The sequence below is a fragment of the Jeotgalibacillus salarius genome, from assembly GCF_004405125.1.
Taxonomy (GTDB): domain Bacteria; phylum Bacillota; class Bacilli; order Bacillales; family Jeotgalibacillaceae; genus Jeotgalibacillus; species Jeotgalibacillus salarius.
Window position 1 is genome coordinate 236,072 of record NZ_SORX01000001.1, and the last position, 19,608, is coordinate 255,679.

Annotated in this window: 14 protein-coding genes; 4 read left to right on the forward strand and 10 right to left on the reverse strand. The window is 44.0% G+C overall.

Annotated features, from left to right (window positions below; all coding sequences use genetic code 11):
• Positions 1 to 310: 310 nt before the first annotated feature.
• On the reverse strand, positions 311 to 1,153 hold the full coding sequence (locus tag E2626_RS01120; protein WP_134378767.1) for a DegV family protein: 843 nt from the start codon (positions 1,151 to 1,153) through the stop codon (positions 311 to 313).
• Positions 1,154 to 1,395: 242 nt separating this feature from the next.
• Here E2626_RS01120 and E2626_RS01125 point away from each other — a divergent pair, with 242 nt between their 5' ends.
• Positions 1,396 to 2,169, forward strand: coding sequence for a transposase (locus tag E2626_RS01125; protein WP_134378769.1), 774 nt, complete (start codon positions 1,396 to 1,398; stop codon positions 2,167 to 2,169).
• Positions 2,170 to 2,268: 99 nt separating this feature from the next.
• Here E2626_RS01125 and E2626_RS01130 read toward each other — a convergent pair whose 3' ends face one another.
• The 6 genes from E2626_RS01130 to E2626_RS01155 form a co-directional block, all read right to left on the reverse strand.
• A complete protein-coding gene (locus E2626_RS01130) occupies positions 2,269 to 4,242 on the reverse strand; it encodes a sensor domain-containing protein (RefSeq protein WP_166786683.1) in 1,974 nt (657 codons plus the stop codon).
• A gap of 19 nt (positions 4,243 to 4,261) precedes the next feature.
• Positions 4,262 to 5,368 (reverse strand): PP2C family protein-serine/threonine phosphatase, encoded by a 1,107-nt coding sequence (locus tag E2626_RS01135; protein ID WP_134378773.1) that lies wholly within the window; start codon positions 5,366 to 5,368, stop codon positions 4,262 to 4,264.
• 756 nt (positions 5,369 to 6,124) lie between these two features.
• Positions 6,125 to 6,436 carry an STAS domain-containing protein gene (locus E2626_RS01140; RefSeq protein ID WP_134378775.1) on the reverse strand — a complete coding sequence of 104 codons (312 nt, stop codon included), beginning with the start codon at positions 6,434 to 6,436 and terminating at the stop codon, positions 6,125 to 6,127.
• Between the two features lie 15 nt (positions 6,437 to 6,451).
• Positions 6,452 to 8,578: a FapA family protein gene (locus tag E2626_RS01145; RefSeq protein WP_134378777.1), complete on the reverse strand. Its 2,127-nt coding sequence runs from the start codon at positions 8,576 to 8,578 to the stop codon at positions 6,452 to 6,454.
• Between the two features lie 20 nt (positions 8,579 to 8,598).
• Positions 8,599 to 10,074, reverse strand: a complete 1,476-nt coding sequence (locus E2626_RS01150) for a methyl-accepting chemotaxis protein (RefSeq protein ID WP_134378779.1) — start codon at positions 10,072 to 10,074, stop codon at positions 8,599 to 8,601.
• Between the two features lie 12 nt (positions 10,075 to 10,086).
• Positions 10,087 to 11,037 (reverse strand): ATP-binding protein, encoded by a 951-nt coding sequence (locus E2626_RS01155; protein ID WP_134378781.1) that lies wholly within the window; start codon positions 11,035 to 11,037, stop codon positions 10,087 to 10,089.
• A gap of 581 nt (positions 11,038 to 11,618) precedes the next feature.
• Between E2626_RS01155 and treP the strand changes: the two genes are divergently transcribed.
• Together treP and treC are read left to right on the forward strand one after the other, a co-directional pair.
• Positions 11,619 to 13,055: a PTS system trehalose-specific EIIBC component gene (treP, locus tag E2626_RS01160; protein ID WP_134378783.1), complete on the forward strand. Its 1,437-nt coding sequence runs from the start codon at positions 11,619 to 11,621 to the stop codon at positions 13,053 to 13,055.
• A gap of 506 nt (positions 13,056 to 13,561) precedes the next feature.
• A complete protein-coding gene (treC, locus tag E2626_RS01165; RefSeq protein ID WP_134378785.1) occupies positions 13,562 to 15,247 on the forward strand; it encodes an alpha,alpha-phosphotrehalase in 1,686 nt (561 codons plus the stop codon).
• Positions 15,248 to 15,435: 188 nt separating this feature from the next.
• Here the strand turns inward: treC and E2626_RS01170 are convergent, their stop codons facing one another.
• From E2626_RS01170 to E2626_RS01180, 3 genes are all read right to left on the reverse strand, one after another.
• On the reverse strand, positions 15,436 to 16,530 hold the full coding sequence (locus E2626_RS01170) for an amidohydrolase (RefSeq protein ID WP_134378787.1): 1,095 nt from the start codon (positions 16,528 to 16,530) through the stop codon (positions 15,436 to 15,438).
• A 5-nt stretch (positions 16,531 to 16,535) separates the two neighbouring features.
• Complete coding sequence (locus E2626_RS01175) at positions 16,536 to 17,648, reverse strand: mandelate racemase/muconate lactonizing enzyme family protein (RefSeq protein WP_134378789.1); 1,113 nt, start codon at positions 17,646 to 17,648, stop codon at positions 16,536 to 16,538.
• Between the two features lie 212 nt (positions 17,649 to 17,860).
• Entirely contained in the window at positions 17,861 to 18,427 is a 567-nt protein-coding gene (locus tag E2626_RS01180; protein WP_134378791.1) for a Cif family virulence factor, read from the reverse strand.
• A 296-nt stretch (positions 18,428 to 18,723) separates the two neighbouring features.
• Here E2626_RS01180 and treR point away from each other — a divergent pair, with 296 nt between their 5' ends.
• A complete protein-coding gene (treR, locus tag E2626_RS01185) occupies positions 18,724 to 19,443 on the forward strand; it encodes a trehalose operon repressor (RefSeq protein ID WP_134378793.1) in 720 nt (239 codons plus the stop codon).
• Positions 19,444 to 19,608 lie beyond the last annotated feature (165 nt).

The window sequence follows — 19,608 nt, forward strand, 5'->3', positions numbered from 1 at the left end:
TTTTCTAAGAGTGGCCTTCTTATTTGAATACGAATTAACTGTGAGGATTATAATTTTAAAACAACAATGACTAAGATCGTATTGGTTTGTTGCTTAAAATAAAAAGGAAGTCTATATGCAATTGAAATATAGACTAGATGGAAGGATATTTATGTACTTGCGCCCAGTTGTCCGTAGCGTATGGCGGGGACTCCGGGACGATAAGCGGGATAGCTGAGACCCCGCAGGCAAAGCCGAGTAGGCTTAGCGACCGCCGTCCGGAAAGCATCCGCCTGAAGCGCAGGTAAACGGACAAGCTTTTGTGCTCAATCTACTTCTTCATCCACCCAAGCCCCATCGAGCCTTCACCAAGGTGCGTGCCGATTACGGGTCCGAAATGGCTGATCCGGAATGAAACATTCGGGAGTTCACTGCTGATCTCATTCTTCCACTGAACCGCATCTTCCTCGCGATTGGCATGGATAATCACAGCCTGAACTTCATCGTATTTCTCCGCATCTTCTTTTAACATATCCACAATGCGCTTCATCGCCTTTTTACGCGTACGAATCTTTTCAAAAGCCTCAATCTTCGTATCCACAAAATGCAGCAATGGCTTTACCTGAAGCATACTGCCAATAATCGCCTGTGCATTTGAAAGACGGCCGCCACGCTGCAGATGACCTAAATTATCAACCATAAAGTATGCGCGAGTTGTTTCTTTCAAATCATTTAGACGTGCAAGGATTTCTTCAGCAGTTGCACCATCCTTCGCCATCACTGCCGCTTCAATCACAAACATGCCCTGCACCATGCACGAAATTTCTGAATCAAACGGAAAAACTTTTACATTATCAACCATCTCACCAGCCTGCACCGCACCCGAATATGTACCGCTGATCCCGCTCGATAAATGAATCGTAACAACTTCATCATGATCTTCGCCAAGCTCTTCAAATAAAGAAGCGAACGTACCAACCGCTGGCTGCGATGTCTTCGGCAAATCACCGCCATTACGGACCTCATCGTAAAATGCATCAGTAGAGAGATCTACTTCTTCCTCATATGTCTCACCATTCATGATGACACAAAGCGGCACCATGTGAATATCGTACAACTCGCGCAACTCCTTCGGCAAATAAGCCGTACTATCTGTAACCACAGCCGTTCTCATTGAATCATCCTATCTATTTTTACATTTCCATCAAAATGGATCCTTATATATGACACTTGTCATGTTCTATTTTATCTTACTTGTCGGGTAAGTGCATCTAATTTGAGAAATAGTTTTTGCGTAGACCCGGGTCTGTCCCGCTTCTACCTGCCCCAGTGGTGAAGAAAGTAGACACGGGCCTGTCCAAGTAGACACGGGCCTGTCCCAGGTCTACAATATATAAAAATGAAAGGAGCAATGCTATGCCAAGGACCCCCAGAAAAGTTAGTAAATCAGGTATTTACCATGTCACGATCAGAGGTGTGAACAGACAGCTGATGTTTTATGATGATGCAGATCGGATGTTTTTGTTGAACCGAATGTTACGGCTTAAGTCAGAAACAGGGTTTAGTTTATATGCCTGGTGCCTCATGGGCAATCATATTCATCTCGTTATAAAAGAAAAGGAAGTCTCTGTTTCAAAAATAATGCAGCGATTAAATGCCAGTTACACGATTTATATGAATAAAAAGTATGATGGAAGTGGCACAATTTATGATGGACGTTTTTACAGTACACCGATCGAAACGATTTCCTATCTCCGCACCGTAATCCGCTATACACATCAAAATCCGGTAAGAAGCTCCATCGTTTCAACACCTTCAGAATACAAATGGAGCAGTTGCCAGAAATACTATGATATGCCTACTAATTTTTCAGCATTAACAAACATCGCAAGTATTCTGAAGTTATTCAGTACTCATCCCGAAAAATCTATACAACACTTCATCCAGTACACCGAATCCGTTTATGAACTACCCTGGAAGAACCCCTCAAAACTAAAAGAACTCCCTGACACCCAGGCTGTAAACCTCATCCAGCAGCACATCTCACACATTAGCATTCCACAAATAAAAAAACTCCCATGCAAACAACGAAACATGATTATCAGAAACCTTAAACAAATTAATTGCCTTAATGCCACACAACTATCCCGAATTTTAGGGATTCCAAAATCGGTTATTTGGAAGGCTTAAAAGGTAGACCCGGGTCTGTCCCGGGTCTACCTTCTCCACCGTCCGGACACGTAGACCCGGGACAGACCCGCTTCTACGCCACAACCAAAAAAAGAGCGCCTACTCAGGCACTCTCTGCTTCAAAACCTTCTCATAATAAAACTGCTCGCACTCTTCAAGCGTCATCGGTTTAAAATAATAATATCCCTGCATATAATCACAGCCGTTTCTCTGCAGATATTCGCTCTGAGACAGTGTCTCAACGCCTTCTGCCAGTACATCAAGGTCCAGGCTGTTCGCGAGTTTAATAATTGAAACCAGGATTGCTTCTCCTTTTGCATCATGGTGAATCTGATCGGTAAAGTGCTTATCGACTTTAATTTTATCGACCGGAAACTGATTTAAATACGAAAGTGTCGAATACCCCGTTCCAAAATCATCAATCGCCACTCTGATACCGAGCTCGCGCAGTCTTTCAAGTGTCTGAACACTTTCCCTGTGAGAAAACAGCTGAATATTTTCAGTAATCTCGAGTTCAATCTGGTTAAATGGAATGTGATGATCACGTATGACCTGTTCCAGGTATGCAATGAAATTCTTGTTACGAAACAGACCGGATGAAATGTTAAATGCGATCACACCGGTAAAGCTGAATCTTTTACGCCATTCGGTAAACTTTTTAAGGCACCAGTCCAGCTGATGACGCGTCAGCTTTTCCATCATGCCTGAAGTTTCTGCAATTGGAATAAACTCAGCTGGTGAAACAGGACCGAGTACGGGGTGCGTCCAGCGTGTCAGGACTTCAACGCCGGTAATCCAGTTTTTCGTTGCATCTATCTGAGGCTGATACACAAATTGCAGTTCTCCGCGTTCAATAACTTTTTTCAGCTCCTGCTGGATGATCATATCTCTTGATACACTTTCATGCATAACAGGGTCGTACATAACCGCTTTAGCTGACTGCTTTTTCTTCGCTTCATACATTGCAATATCCGCTTTATCAATGAGTGTATCCACAAGGTTACCGTCTTTCGGATACTGGCTGACTCCAACGCTTGGCTCGATATGAATCTCAGGTCGATCCTGCAGCACAAACGCTTGACCGAACATACCGATTACCCGGTTACCAAAATCATTTACATCACTCTCATTCAGAAGCTTGGGAACTAAAATCAGATACTCATCTCCACCAAGCCGCGAAATCGTGATATCATTCGGCAGATTTTTCTCCAGCCGCCTGCCGATTTTCTGAATCAGTTTATCACCCACATCATGTCCATAAAGGTCATTGATGATTTTAAATTGATCCAGATCGAGAAAATAAATCGTAAACGGATGATTTTTTTCTATATAATCTTTCATTAATTCATATGAATATCTTCTGTTCGGAAGACCTGTTAAATGGTCAGAGTTAGCTGACTGCCAAAGAGATTTCTCCATATCCTTCTGCTTATTAATGTTACGGAAATAAACAGAAAGACCACCCTGCCTGTTTGGATAGGCGTGCACATCGAACCAGCTTTGAATAGGTTCGTAAAATTCTTCAAATTGAGTTGGAATCTGATCGTGCATCGTTTTAAAATAGTGCTCTTCAAAACCGCTTCCCCATGCTTCAGGGAAAAGCAGCCACAAATTCTTGCCAATCATTTCTTCTCTTGATTTCATTAACAGTTTTTCTGCTTCATGGTTCACATATGTAAAGCACCATTTTTCATCCAGAGAAAAAAATGCATCATTCATGCTCTCAAGCACGTCTACAGCATTCTCCGCTACTACACCGGAATCAACTGCCGGTAAAATCTGGAACAGCATATGCTTGTCATTGCATTTCGTCACACTGAGCTGGCAATGATCGCGCGTAATGGTTCTGAAGTAATATTCGTAGCCCTCATTTTTTCCGCGCCAGATTTTCTGACATTCTTTTTTGATATGAGGTGCCCTGATCAACTTATTCAGTTCACTATATTCTTTACCCGCATGATCGACCATGGGCTCAAACTGGTCCCAGGACGGATTGGCTAACTGAATCGCTCCGCTCTCATCTACAATCGCTGCCGGCAGCCGAAGCAGTTTAATTAAGTTTTGTTCATCCATGGTCATCACCCCAAAATTTTTAATCAAAACTAATGCTCACAATTGCTATATCGTCTTTTCTGTTTAGATTTGAAACAATTTTTTCAAAATGTTCATGAACATCCTCGTTTAATCTCATTTCCTGCAAAATGTATGTTTCACCTTCATTGATTCTCAATCCCATAGAGTCAGTCAAACCATCCGTATATAAAAGCACTCTGGTATTTTCACTGACCTGCACCCTGTCTGCCGTTACATTCGGGTCCTTTGACAATCCAATCGGTGGATTAGCGCTCCGCAAAATAAAGCTCTCCTTACCAGATAAGCCTATGCCACCCGGATGCCCAGCATTAATATATGAAATTACTTTTTCATTCATATCAATTAACATATAAATGCCTGTGCAAAAAAAGTTCTTATAGCCCTTACCCGATTTTAAAAACTTGTGGAATTGCTCATTTAATTTCAAATATACTTTTTCAGGCTCAATTTCTTCAGTAATGATTCCTTCAAGCATCGAACGAATCGCCATACTGATCATGCCAGCAGTGACCCCATGACCCATAATATCCAGGAGGATGACGCCATACTGATGGTCATTAATTTTATACCATGCATATAAATCACCCGATAACTGATCTGATGCCAGATAAAACCCTTTAATCGTGATTTCATTCTGCTCAATCGGATCCATCACAACTCTTTTTTGAATCGTCCGTGCCATTTCGAGATCTTTTTGCTGACGAATTTCAAGCAGTTTACGATCCGTTACATCCATATGAGTAATGACCGCACCAATAATGTTCTTTTTATTCCCATCCATTAAAGGGGTAACGTTCATCGCGAACCACCGCTTCTCCCGGGGGGCATGACATGGATACTCAATCACAACCCTGTCCACCGTTCCATCAAGCACCATACTGATCTGTCTGACCGTTTCCCTGTCTGATACGCTGAAGTAATTGCTGCCAACGCCTGTCTCTTCAGGGTCACCACCGTTCAGCCTTGTATAGTCTGACCAGGCACTGTTGACGATCAGGATTTTTCCTTTCAGGTCAATGACTGCGATGTGGTGTGCCATTGATTGGATGATGTTGTCTGTGATTGATTCCAAACATTGTTCCGCGGCGTTTCTGGGGTCCACCATGTTACATCCCCCTTTCTGAGTAGTTTTTATTTATGAGTTTGTTCGTTTTACTGCGCTTCTTTAACTTGTTCGTTTCGCTGCGCTTCAGGTGGATGCTTTCCGCGGACGAACGCTCAAGCCTCCTCGGGCAGAAAACCACTGCCCTGCGGGGTCTTTCCCGATCGTTTTTCCGCAGGAGTCACCACCTTACGCTCCGCTACACTCAGTGCATATAGATTGATTGTGGATTCGAAAACCATCACACAACCTTTTGCTGAAACGGGATATTTAATTGTGACTTAAATATTAGAAACACTTACAATATTAAAACGAATCGATATATAGAAAGTAATATCAAGTTGTTCGCAGCGAAACGAAGATCAACGCTGCCCATCTACCTTCCCTCTAACTATCAAACAACCAAGTAGGAGTAGGTTTGGGAAATCACACTCAGTTGATCGCAGTGGAAGGCGGGGACTCCGGGACGATTAGCGTGTCAACTGAGACCCCGCAGGCGAAGCCGAGGAGGCTCAGTGCAGGCCGTCCGGAAAGCCTCCGCCTGAAACGTAGATCAACGCTTCCATCCACTATCCCCTTACTCTCAAACAACCAAGTAAGAGTAGGTTGCGGAATCCCCACTCAGTTGATTGCAGCGGAGGATGGGCGACTCCTGCGCGATTAGCGGGACAGCTGAGACCCCACAGGCGAAGCCGAGGAGGCTCAGCGACCGCCGCGCGGAAAGCGCCCATCCGCAGCGGAAATCAACGATTTATACCACTATACAAACGTCTGCCGTCCCAAAATCTCCGGAATCTGCAGCAAATCAAACACTTCCATCACCTCTTCACGCACACGCCTGATATGCACAGACACATCCTCATCCCTCAAAGACTGCACCAGATTCAACAGCAACCCCATTCCAGATGAATCCACAAACTCCACCTCACCGAACTCAATCACCACACTCTTATAATCCACCAGCGCCGGGATCAGCTCTTCCTCTATCACTTCTGTACAATCAATATCAAGATCGCCTTCAAACATGACCTTTGCCCGATCACTTTCTTTCTCAATTTCATATGAGAACATCGTATTCACCCTTTCTTAACGTCCCTGCCCCAGCACAATTTGCCCTTTTGCATTGATGGACGCTGTCACAGCGTAGTGATTTTCGGTTAACACTTTTTTTCGGTTTCCGATTCTGAGCACTGTGCCTTCTAACGCTGTGCCAATTTTAATTGTTGCATTCGCCGGTACGGTCAGGTTAGTCGGTGTGCCGCTCTCTGCACCGGTTTCTTCGATGTACATCCCTTTTTCCGCGTAGGCCTCTCCACCGCGCAGCGTTCCTGTGATCATCATAAAGCCGCCTGAATGAATTCTTGACTGGACACAGCTTTGACCGCTGATATGCAGGTTGCCACCTGCGTGAATTCTGCTGTTTAATACGTTTTGCACACTGACTATTGATTTCGTCTCATCAAATAGTTCGAGCTCTTCCTGAAGTGCATCGAGCTGCTGTGATAAATGAGTGAAGATATTCAGTGACATTGGCTTGCTTGACAGCGTCAGGAATAATGCTGAAATCTGCTCAGCCGTTTCTTCCCAGCGTTCATCATCCAGCTGAGCACGCCCTTCTTTAACAAGCTGTACATATTTTTTAGCCCGCGGGATAAAATCACTGAATTTCTTTTCCATTAGGATACGGACAAGTGGCTGCAAACCACCTTTAGCGAAGTCAGTCGTTTTGAACCCGGGTGAATTAACCAGCTGTGTGATGACGGCGATAATCCTGTCAATATCCTGTTTCAGCACCCCAACTAGAATTGACAGTTTGGATGTGACCATGTTGTTCTGGCCGGCTGAAAGGTCTGAGGATATGACATTGCCCCGCACACTGATGGCGCCGGTAGCATTACACGATGAGCCGCTGATGTTTTTTGCGATCATCACATTCCCCTGTGCTTCAATTTTCATTCCATTGTGTACTTCACCTGTAATTTCAACATCACCGAAAAACGAAATATTTCCCGACTCAAGATTGACATCACCGTTATGAAGCAACTTCGGCATAATTGAAATTTTTACAAGCTGACCGCGCTCCTCTATATGCGGACGCCCAAACTCGATGGCTACAACTTTATCACCAATCTGTTTGACTCCTTTTCCCAGCCTCAGAATCACTGGGTAAACCGGTTTTGGCGGGATGGATTCACTAAAAACTGAATAGCCGGATGACCCTTCTACAGGCGGATGGAGGATTCCCAGAATGTCTCCGGTTTCAATATTCGGAAACACTTTTGTTTCGCGAAAATCAACTTTTCCCTGTTTATCCTCTTTGATGCCTTCTTTAATTTGTGTATCCACTTTTAATTCAAGCCAGCCATCTTTGCCTTCAGTTGGCGCAACTCCGCGTGCAATCGTGTATTCTTCCGGTTCAATGTTTCTGATTGCTCTCATCATTTCGATTTTTTCGATATTCTGTAAAATCGATTTTTCCTGCATTGCGGCTTTAATATCTTTTTCTGTCAGTGCAAGTTGCGTTTCTTTTTCTTCTTTAAATGAGAGTGTCAGGTGCGAAGCAGGTTCTGCGTCATTGACTGTCCGAGATATTTTATAGCCCGGATCCACTTTTAAATAGGCCTTTAATTTATTCGAGTCGATCGTAATCGACCATTCTGTTTCTTTTATTTCATCGTCAATTGCCAATCTGTAAGAGTCATTTGGTGAAAGGATAAACGTTTTCTGGTCAATCAGCTTCTGGTTGCGGTACAGCTTAATTTCTTTCGGAATCGTGACAACTGGCAGCTTATGCGTGCCAGCTTCCATCATCAGCCTGCCGTCTTCCACCCACACAGCTCCATGCCTTTCTAAAAGATGGTCATCGGAAGGCTGACTTCTTTTTTCAGCTGAAGCATTCACTTTTGCCGTTTCAACTTTTTCAACATCCACTTTGTCAAAAAATGATTCCGCCTGGCTGAACCAGTCATTAATCTCCTCATTTTCTTCCTGAAGAACAGGTTCAGGACGTTCCTCTTTTTTCACAGCGGGTTCTCCCTGATCATTCAGCAGAGTCAGCCTGACGACAGCCTGCTTTGAACCTATTTTCAGAAAACCTTTTGCCGGGGTCTGCAGAACCTCGATATGTACGTCCCGCTTGGAGACCTCCAACAACTCAACCCCTGACTGCACCGCTTCCTGAACGCTTTTACCCTTCGTGACAACACTTTGCATCTCTTTCACCTGCCCTTATGCTATTCTGTTTTAAATGTATCGATCACTTCCATCATTTCCTGTGAAGTTTCTGCGAGATCAGATGCCTGGCTATGCAGTGAATCCAGCAGGTCGCTGATCGTAATCGTCACCTCTGTTGCCGCAACTGATTTCGTGTGTACGTGAAGCATCATCAGGTTGACTTTTTCTAAATATTTATCAGTTTCTTCCGGCGGCGCATAAAGTTTGATAAAGCGTTCAGCGTCTTTTAGCAGATGGCTGACTTCTTCGTTTTCATGGCGTGCCATTAAAGCTGATTCCACCGTCAATTCTGACAGTCTGCGCGCCGTTTCCTTCGTTTCTTTTTCTAAAATGACTGACATTCTCTGTGTCTGCGTCGTGTAGCCTGAGGCTTTTTTTAGCATTGAATTGAGTCGATGGGACATTTTGTTCATGCTGACCGACAACTTCCGTAGCTCCCCGGTATCATCAATATCGTTTTTCACTGTCAGGTCTCCGCCTTCAAGCCCTGAAACCTGATTAATCAGCTTTTGTATATTATCGGCAATTCTATTGAAAAACTTTGATATTAAAATGATAAACAAAATAAGAGGCAGTAACCTCAATGCCATAACAATCAATGAATTGCGGTAGATAGGTCCTGAAATTTCAGACCTGTCAAGAGAAACGTAAGCGGCGTAGGAATCGTTTACCGGGAAAAACAGTTTGTAATAACTGTCGCCGCCTGTTCTGTTTGTTGATCCGATCAGTTCAGCCAGATCTTCAGACATCGTGACGTCTGTTCCTGCCGCAAGCGTCCAGCCGGATTCCGTCAACTCATACAGCGCGCCTTCTTCCATCACGCTTAAATGATTTTTCATCTCATTAATCAGTGCTTCCGGCCCTGCCTGATCCAGATAAGCTGTAATGTCTTCAGCTTCCACATATATATTTAATAAGTAATCGGCATTTTCAGGTCTGTAATACGCATACTTATGCTGCTTATCATGCGTAATATTGGTTCCCGCAACTGTTTCAGAGCTGATCAGCGTGGTTGATCCTTCACTTCTCAGTACATCGATCGCCGCTTCATAATAGCCCGCTTCCTTCAGACTGAAATTTTCATCACCAGCTTCAGTCGTTACCGTTCCAGTCACGTCATTGCCGGCTTCCTGAAAAACTGTCACACCGTCCAGTCCGAACTCCTCTTTATATAGAAGAAGCTGGTCTCGCGTAATTTTACTGCCTTCCAGTTCACCAATTTCAGAAGCAATCAGCCTTACCTGGGCAAGCATTTTTTCATCAAGTTCCTCTTCTAATAGAAGAAGTGCTGTTTCGGTCTGATCAAATCTGGATAACAGCTCTTTCTCGATTTCATCTGCGCTGGTCTCCGTCTGCCTGTCGATCTGCTCATTGACAAGCAGCATGTGAATAACAGCACCTATGATGCCAACAATAATCACAGCGGCAAAGGTCCAGTACAAAAATTGCTTCCGCAGCGGCGTATATTTAGTCATCACATCCACCTCCTACACCTGAGGAACGGAATGAAACGTTCCCCCGGACAGGATTTCAGCTTTATCAGACTGGTCAAAAGTAATCACCAGTGCCGAACCGTCCTCTGAAGTATGAAGATGAACACTAGATGCAATCTTCAGCATAACCGTAAACCCCTGTCCCATCGATTTCTGTGTAGAATAACCTGTTAATAGCGTTGCTTTCGGCAAATTTTCCAATGGAATGCCAGATCCCGTATCCTCAACAATAAAATGAATGGACCCCTGATCGTTTTCAATAATGGTCACTTTCCCGTGTTCAGCATGCTTGAACACATTCGTCATTGCTTCTGATAATACGAGCAAAAAGCTCATAATTGCTGACTTTGAAAAACCCCGTTCTTCAAAGCACTTTCTCACAGTATTTCTCGCTTTCGAAATGTCAGAACGCTCCTCAATTCTTCCTTCACATATCAACTTGCCCTGTTTAAAAAAATCAACCTCATGAGGCTGAATTAATGTCAGTTTATTTTGCGTGGCAGCCGCAATCACATCGCGATACACCCACCAGATATCTTCCTTCCCCTTCGGACAGGGCGCATTTTCATAAAAGCGGTTCAGAAACAGATCATTCTTATGGTCAAAATGAACCTCAAGCATCGCTTTCACAACGTCCTTGTCAGCTTCAAAACCGGATATTTTCTCAGGCAGATCATCACCATTCAAATCCCACTCAAGCATTTTTGCACCAGCTGCCAGAATTACATCCTGATGCGCTCTGAGTTTATGCGGTGTTAATTTAACCGCCTGATAAAATAACTGATTTTGTTTTCGCTTTGTATAAGAAAGTTTGCCTGCAATCTCCATTGCAAGATATCCTGCTTTCACGCCATGCAGCAAATTCGCCAGAGGCTGATCAGATGGCATTAATCCAGAACGCCCGGATTGAATTCCGCTGACAATCAAAGATAACAACCACCTCATCACAATCCCTCCCTGGTTATTAATAAATAATCTACTTAGGAACCGCTATCCCTTTCCCTGGAGGACTACGCTTTCCGCAACCGTCCGGACGAGCCATCTCTCGCTGCGCGCTGTCCCGTCTGTCCTTACTGGTGCAGGAGTCTCCGTACCTCACTACAAGGGATATCTGGATTTATAAATAATGATGTATAAGTTTATTTTTATAAATGAATAGCATAAATTCGAATTTCCTTTAAATTAAACGTGACAAAAGATCTATTTCGTTTAGTATATATTACCCCTTTTTCTTTTATAACACAACATTATTTGACATTAAAATTCTAAAAATATCCATTAAATTCGACAACCGAAATAGTTCAACAATTAGACAACACTTCTTTATTGACAACTTGTATATACACGTTGTAGGATTGTAATTGCATAATGAAAGCGCTGTTTTGTGAGTGGGTGACGCGAAAGCGGGTCTGCGAGGGCAGAAGCACCACTACCCTCCCTTTTCCAGTGTTTTTTCCTGAATAAAGGGAATAGATGAAATGAAAGTGCCACGGAAATGAAAACGGTTTCGAAAGGGAGGATTATAGATGAGCGATGTGAATCGTGAGCAGGTACGCCAGATTGTAGAAGCAATTGGCGGTAAAGAAAATATTAACTCAGCCACACACTGTGTAACGCGACTGCGTTTTGTCCTGAATGACGACAGTAAAGTGGACAAGAAAAAGCTGGAGTCGATTGATCTTGTAAAAGGGTCATTTGCAAACAGCGGACAATTCCAGGTCGTGATCGGCCAGGGGCTTGTCGATAAGGTATACAAAGTTTTAGCTGAAGAAACAGGTATTGAGGAAGTATCTAAAGATGACGTTAAAAATGCAGCAACGAAAAACATGAACCCGCTGCAGCGTGCAATCAAGCTTTTAGCTGATATCTTCATTCCGATTCTTCCGGCCATCGTAACAGCAGGTTTACTGCTTGGTTTGAACAATATTTTGACAGCAGAAAATATATTTGGTGACGACCCACTGATTGTTACATACCCTCAGTGGGCTGATACAGCAGAAGTCATCAATATCATAGCCAACACCGCCTTCACCTTTTTACCGGCATTAATTGGTTGGTCCGCGGTAAAAAGGTTTGGTGCCAATCCTTTAATGGGGATTGTGCTTGGACTGGTACTTGTTAACCCCGGACTTTTAAGTGCTTATGCTTATCCGGATGCACTTCAGGAAGGTACAGTTCCGACTTGGAATCTTTTCGGACTGACAGTTGAATCAATCGGTTACCAGGGTCAGGTACTTCCTGTTCTGGTTGCAGCTTATTTGTACTCAATTATTGAAAAATTCCTTAACAGACGTGTTCACGACTCGATTAAATTACTCGTCGTTGCACCGGTATCAATTTTAGTAACAGGCTTTGCAGCATTTATTATTATTGGACCATTAACATTTGCAGCAGGTACAGCGATTACTGATGCAGTAGTATGGATGTTCGAAAACTTCGGCTGGTTAGGTGGACTGATCTATGGTGGATTCTATGCAGTCCTGGTTATCACAGGGATGCACCACACATTCCTCCCAGTAGATTTACAGCTGATTTCGGATCAGGGTGGTACGTTCTTATGGCCAATCCTTGCATTGTCTAATATTGCACAAGGTTCAGCAGCATTTGCTGTCTTTGCAGCCACTTTCTTCATTAAAGAAAAAGATGAAAAACTGCAGGGGCTTGCAAGTTCATCGGGGATATCAGCATGGCTAGGTGTTACAGAGCCTGCCCTGTTTGGTGTAAATCTACGCTATAAGTTCCCATTCATATGCGCACTGATCGGTTCAGCAACCGCCGGCGTTCTGCTTGGCGCTAACTTCCTTCTTGCCAACTCAATTGGTGTAGGCGGTATTCCAGGGATCTTCTCAATTCAGAGAGAATTCTGGGGGCTGTTCGCAATCGGAATGGGAATCGTTATCGTCATCCCATTCGCACTGACACTTGCTTATGCACTAATTGTGAAAAAAGGAAAGTTTGAATAAAAGTTGATATGGAGCTGTGAGAAGAAATTTTCACAGCTCTGTTTTTCTTTTGAAGGTGTTTGTAGCTGATAATCGTTGATCTGTGCTGCAGGCGGATGCTTTCCGCGTTGCCGGCGGTGAGCCTCCTCTACACTCCGTGTCTGCGGGGTCTCACCTGTCCCGCTTCTCACGCTGGAGTCACCTTCCGTTCCAATCAACTAAGTATGTTTAATTTAATTCGGTTTTATATAAAAAATTAAAACTATTTTTCAATTTCGATATTAATTCACAATGAATTTACTCTTGAGAAGACATTTCCACTTCATAAGAATTCATTAAATTTGGAATCCAAACAAAGCAGATTGCAGTGGAGCGCGGTGACTCCAGAGCGAATAGCATGTCTCCTGAGACCCCGCAGGCGTTTTCTGCCGAGGAGGCTCAGGTGCAGGCCGCTTGGAAAGCATCCGCCCGCAACGGAAATCTGCGGTTCCATGCAACCATCCCACATTTAAAAAGGAGGAATTACGATGGCACAACCCTGGTGGAAAAAAGCCGTTGTTTATCAGATTTATCCGAAGAGTTTCAATGACACGACTGGAAATGGTGTCGGTGATCTGAACGGTATTACAAAAAAGCTCGATTATTTAAATGAACTTGGTGTGGACGTGCTCTGGCTCACGCCTCCATATAAATCTCCTCAGCGTGATAATGGATATGACATCAGCGATTACTTCTCGATCCACTCGGAATACGGATCAATGGAAGATTTCGACCGGATGCTTGAAGAAGCACATAAGCGCGATATCCGCATTATCATGGATATTGTTGTGAACCATACTTCAACCGAACATGAATGGTTCATTGAATCACGCAAATCAAAAGACAGTGAGTACCGTGATTTCTACATTTGGAAAGACGGGAAAGATGATGGCTCTGAGCCGACGAACTGGGTATCCAAATTTGGCGGTAATGCTTGGCAATATGATGAAGCAACCGGTCAGTACTACCTTCACTTGTTTGATGTAACTCAGGCTGATTTAAACTGGGAAAATGAAAAAGTGCGCCGTGAAATTTATGACATGATGAATTATTGGGCTGAAAAAGGTGTGGACGGTTTCCGCCTGGATGTGATTAATCTTGTTTCTAAAAATCAGGACTTTCCTGACGAAACAGGCGATGGTGACGGACGACGTTTTTACACTGATGGCCCACGCGTACACGAGTATATGTATGAAATGAATCAGGAAGTATTTTCAAAGCATGACCTGCTGACGGTTGGCGAAATGTCATCCACGACCATTGATCACTGTGTTAAATATTCGAATCCTGCGCGTGAAGAACTCAGTATGACGTTCAACTTTCATCATTTAAAAGTGGACTACCCTAATGGTGAAAAATGGACAGTGGCAGACTTTGATTTCTTACAGTTGAAAGACATCCTTTCTACCTGGCAGGTTGGTATGAATGAAGGCGGCGGATGGAATGCGCTGTTCTGGTGCAACCATGATCAACCGCGCGTTGTATCCCGCTACGGGAATGACGGCGAGTATCACAATGAATCAGCGAAAATGCTGGCAACATCAGCCCATATGATGCAGGGAACGCCTTACATTTTTCAGGGTGAAGAGTTCGGGATGACGAATCCAAAGTTCACGTCGATTGATGAGTACCGTGATGTGGAATCGCTGAATATTTACAATATCCTTTTAGAAAAAGGTAAAAGCGAAGAAGAAATCCTGAAGATTCTGCGTCAGAAATCACGTGATAATTCACGTACGCCTGTTCAGTGGGATGATAGTGAGAATGCAGGCTTCACGAGCGGCACACCGTGGATTCCGGTAGCGAAGAACTACTCAGAACACAATGCTGCTGCAGCACTTGAAGATCGCAATTCAGTTTTTTATTACTATCAGAAACTGATTCAACTGCGTAAAGATGTAGATGTCATCACAAACGGGAACTATGAGATGCTGCTGGCAGATCACCCGTCCATTTTTGCTTACACACGTAATAATGAAAATGAGACACTGCTTGTATTGAATAACTATTATGCAGAGAAAAGCACATTTAGCATGCCGGCTGAGCTGGTTGAGAAACTGGACGGTTTCACACGTCCCGATGTGCTGATTCAGAATTATAAAGATGTAAATGGAGAAGCATCACAGTATACGTTAAGACCTTACGAATCGATTGTGTTTCATTATAAGAAGTAATAATAGGAAAAGCAGCCCTGGATTTAATTCAGGGCTGCTTTTGTTTGGGAAAAAGCGGCGGATGCACAGTTTCAGCTCGTGAGTGCTCAAGTTCGGGGTTTGAGTGCACGACACACCCGGGTTGAGTGCACAACTCCGGACCGCGAGTGCACAACATCGCAAAACGGATTCGCAACTTCTTATTACTTTTACTCTTCCATCGCCAATCCGACAGCCCGTGAAATCACACGCACACCCTGCTCAAGACAATCATGATTAAATCGCATGTCAGGATGATGCAGCCCAGGCTCAAGATCTGCGCCAAGTCCGAGCATGACTGCTTTCAACTCAGGCTTCTCAATCGTATAAAAGTGAAAATCATCACTGCCAGGTGTCACAACGCGCGGACGGAGAGCCTCGTCACCCAACTCATGCACAATCGCTTCACGCATTACCGCTTCAGCATCCTCATTTACTGCCGCTCCAGGTGTATAATCGATCCAGTACCCTTCAATTTTTACATTTAACATCGTACTCAATGCACGTATTTTTTCATCAATCAGCTTCTTCAATTCGTCCATCGCCTCATTTGTCTGAGCGCGAACATCCAGTGCAAACGTTGCCGATCCCGGAATGATATTGTAATTCGAAGCCCCCGCGTGAAAACTCGTCATTTTAACAGAATGAGGGATCATTGGAGAAATTCTGACTGTGTGAAGCTGCTGTTGCAATGCAAATCCTGCCTCAATCGCATTTGTTCCCTGATGGGGCCTAGCGCCGTGAAGATCTTCCCCTGTAATCTTCCCTTCAAAAAAGATTCCGCCGCCGTGTGAGATCGATGGAGCAGCTTCTCCGAACGACAATTCATCTTTTGGACGAAGGTGCACACCAAACAGCATCTTCAGTCCATCAGCCCCACCACTATTAATAACCGATAAAGAACCATTCCCCTGCTCTTCAGCCGGCTGGAATATACATCTGAATGTGCCCTTGAGTGAAGCTTCATTCTTTTTCAACGCTAAAAGTGTGCCGATGCCAATCGTCATATGAGCATCGTGACCGCATGAATGGTTTGCTTTCATTTCGCCATTCACTTCCTGCCAGAGTGCATCCATATCCGCACGGAAACCGATCACAGGCTCACCGCTGCCAATTTCAGCAATTAAACCTGTATGCTTTTTAAAAAGCTGAACGCGAACGCCTTCCCGCTCAAGCATATTTGCAATGTAATCCGTTGTTTTCACTTCTTTGAAACTCGTTTCTGCAAGCTCATGAAGATCACGCCAAATATAGTCCAGGTTCATCCCTCTCACTCCTCCAATACAGATTGCATTTCACTTAATTCTTCAAGTACAGCTTCATCTACATCAACGCCAAGCCCCGACTTTTCACCTAAATGAACATAAGGAATCTCATACTGTAAATTCCCTGGATCCTTCGAAAACAACAGTGGTCCTGTCAGCTCAGTCGTCTCAATGTTTTTCCGTGCCATAGCAGCATGATACCCTGCAGCTGAGCCGATTGAAGACTCCACCATAGAACCGATCTGACAGGCAAGTCCTGCTGCTTCAGCCGTTTTCGCCATATGAATAATCGGATAGATACCGCCACTCTTCATCAGTTTTAAATTAATTTTATCCGCTGAACGCGTTTCAATCGCACACTGCAAATCTTTTTCTGTACAAATACTTTCATCAAGCATGAGGGCAGTTGTCGTAGACTGACGCAGCTCATTCATTTCCTTAAAAGCTTCTGGCACAAGCGGCTGCTCAACCCAGTCAAGCTTCAGCGACTCAGTTTGAGCGAGCGCTCGTTTAGCTGTTTCATACGTACCCCATCCCTGATTGACATCCACTCTGATTGGCACACTCTCGCCAACTGCCAGTCTGATTTCTTTCAGACGCTGAACATCAAGCGCTGCATCTCCGCTCAATTTAATTTTTAGATGCTCGTAGCCGTTTTCAAGCGCATCGAGTGCAGCTTCACTCATTTTTGAAGGCTCTCCGATGGAAATAACTTTCGGGTAACCGAGCTTTTCATGCGCACGTCCTCCGATTAAATTATAAACAGGTAAGCCCACCGCTTTACCCATCAAATCGTAACACGCAATATCAACTGCCGCTTTGATAGAAGGGTTACCTTTAAGCGCAGCATTCATTCTGCCGTGAATCTCTTCAATTTGAAACGGTGACTGTCCCATAACTTCAGGCATCAACACCTTCTCCAGAAGTGCATAAGCACCATAAAAAGACTCGCCCGTCACATGCTCATCAGGCACCGCTTCTCCATATCCCTCAAGTCCTGTATCAGTTGTCAATTTCAAAATAATCGAGGGCATGGACTCAAATCTTGCATATGAAACAACAAAAGGTTCTTTTAAAGGAAGGTGAATCCCCCACATTTCAGCACGAATAATCTTCAAAACACTCCAACTCCATTTCCCGGGAAATTATGTCGATATGTAAAGAAAATGCACCTCTGTAGTGAGATGCATTTTGTTCAACAAAGAATTTCAAGCTACCCCTTGGGGTGGAGGACGGAGACTCTTGCCCCAGGACATACGAGACTCGTCCTGACGGGTGCGAAAAGCGTAGACCTCCACAGAAAGGGATAGCGGCTTTATAAAATAAATATTTATGGTGCAGCAATAAACTGAATCGAAGCGATCTTCCACTCGCCATCCACTTCTTTCAATATCGTAACCTGTCGACCGCCGCGTGTAACTTCAGCTTCTGTATCAGGATCAGTCGTTGTCAGTTCCATATTAGTAAACACTTCAGCCGATCCTTCTTCATAACCGCTAATCGTCTGATCTACTACTTCTCTATGCACATCAAACTGCGTAAACACCTCTTCAAGCGCAGCACGCTCTTCCTCTTCGTCATAATAACCTTCTTCAAACAATAACAGATCCAGATAACCTTCCAGATCCTTATTATTAAAGGTCTCTATGTATTCATCAAAAACTGCCATAATTTCTTCTTCCGCTTCCGCAGGTACTTCTGCACTTTCCACATTACCATCTTCATCAAGCATAATACCTTCTTCAGATTCTTCAATACCATCCGAAGTATGCGTGTCCTGCCCCTCTCCGGCTAAACCGTCATCGGCAGAATTCGTATTTTGTTCCTCATCACTGCAACCGGCTAATGCGACCGCCAGCAGACCCGCAGCAATTGCTGTCTTTAAAAACTTATTCATAAAAACCATCCTTTCTGCTACTAAAATTACTGTGATCATATAAGGTTGATTTTAGTTTAAGGAAATACCAGTTGTCCCTTGTAGTGGAAGGCGTAGACTCCCGCACCGTAAAGGAAAAGGTAAGACCCCAAGCCCCCCAGAGCGAAGCCCGAGATGGTTCACCGCCCGGGGCAGGAAAGTGCAGCCCTCCACGGAAAGGGTCAGCGGTTATTTAAACCCATTTTACGGATGAAAATTATGGTACATTCACTAAAATCCTGTCCCCTCATATGATACAATAAACAAGGGTGATATATATGGCAACTACAAATAAATATATGAACATTTTTCAAGAACTCTCCTCAGAAATAAAAAATGGGGTTTTCGAGCCTAACTCTTTACTGCCCTCTGAACATGAACTGTGCGAGCGATTCGATACATCACGTGAAACAATAAGGAAAGCGCTTACACTTTTATCTCAAAATGGGTTCATTCAAAAAATGCAGGGAAAAGGCTCCCTCGTTCTTGATATAAGTAAAATGACTTTTCCTGTCACAGGTCTTGTCAGCTTCAAAGAAATCCAGCAGTCGCTGGGGCGCGACATTCAGACAACTGTTCACAAGCTTGAATTAATGGAAGCTGAGGACTGGCTAGCGAACCAGCTGGAGTGTCCGGAGAACGCTCTGACATGGGAAGTGACCCGTGCCAGAACCATTCAGGGTGAACGTGTGATTTTGGATAAAGACTGGCTGTTACAGTCGAGTGTCCCATCTCTGACTGAGGAAATCTGTGCAGACTCGATTTATGCCTATCTTGAAGGTCAGCTCGGTCTGAATATTTCCTACGCTAAAAAAGAGATTACAGTTGAACCTGCTACAGACGAAGACCGTGCACTGCTCGATCTCGATGGATACAGCCATATCGTGTTAGTCAAAAACTTTGTCCATCTTGAAGACACATCGATCTTCCAGTACACAGAATCACGCCACAGACTCGATAAGTTTAAGTTTGTGGACTTTGCAAGACGCCGGAAATAAGACAAAACTCCGCCAGTTTGTTGGTGGAGTTTTTATGTTTCTAAAAGGCATTAAGTGAGCGAAGGCATACTTGTGGGGTGGTGGATTGTGCATCCGTTTGGCGAAGTTGTGCACTCGCGAGCTGATCTTGTGCACTCAACCCGGGTGTGTCGTACACTCAACGGC

Coding starts and splice junctions, on each gene's coding strand:
- E2626_RS01120 (WP_134378767.1), bottom strand. CDS start 1,153: ATGAGAACGGCTGTGGTTACAGATAGTACGGCTTATTTGCCGAAGGAG.
- E2626_RS01125 (WP_134378769.1), top strand. CDS start 1,396: ATGCCAAGGACCCCCAGAAAAGTTAGTAAATCAGGTATTTACCATGTC.
- E2626_RS01130 (WP_166786683.1), bottom strand. CDS start 4,242: ATGGATGAACAAAACTTAATTAAACTGCTTCGGCTGCCGGCAGCGATT.
- E2626_RS01135 (WP_134378773.1), bottom strand. CDS start 5,368: ATGGTGGACCCCAGAAACGCCGCGGAACAATGTTTGGAATCAATCACA.
- E2626_RS01140 (WP_134378775.1), bottom strand. CDS start 6,436: ATGTTCTCATATGAAATTGAGAAAGAAAGTGATCGGGCAAAGGTCATG.
- E2626_RS01145 (WP_134378777.1), bottom strand. CDS start 8,578: ATGCAAAGTGTTGTCACGAAGGGTAAAAGCGTTCAGGAAGCGGTGCAG.
- E2626_RS01150 (WP_134378779.1), bottom strand. CDS start 10,074: ATGACTAAATATACGCCGCTGCGGAAGCAATTTTTGTACTGGACCTTT.
- E2626_RS01155 (WP_134378781.1), bottom strand. CDS start 11,037: ATGAGGTGGTTGTTATCTTTGATTGTCAGCGGAATTCAATCCGGGCGT.
- treP (WP_134378783.1), top strand. CDS start 11,619: ATGAGCGATGTGAATCGTGAGCAGGTACGCCAGATTGTAGAAGCAATT.
- treC (WP_134378785.1), top strand. CDS start 13,562: ATGGCACAACCCTGGTGGAAAAAAGCCGTTGTTTATCAGATTTATCCG.
- E2626_RS01170 (WP_134378787.1), bottom strand. CDS start 16,530: ATGAACCTGGACTATATTTGGCGTGATCTTCATGAGCTTGCAGAAACG.
- E2626_RS01180 (WP_134378791.1), bottom strand. CDS start 18,427: ATGAATAAGTTTTTAAAGACAGCAATTGCTGCGGGTCTGCTGGCGGTC.
- treR (WP_134378793.1), top strand. CDS start 18,724: ATGGCAACTACAAATAAATATATGAACATTTTTCAAGAACTCTCCTCA.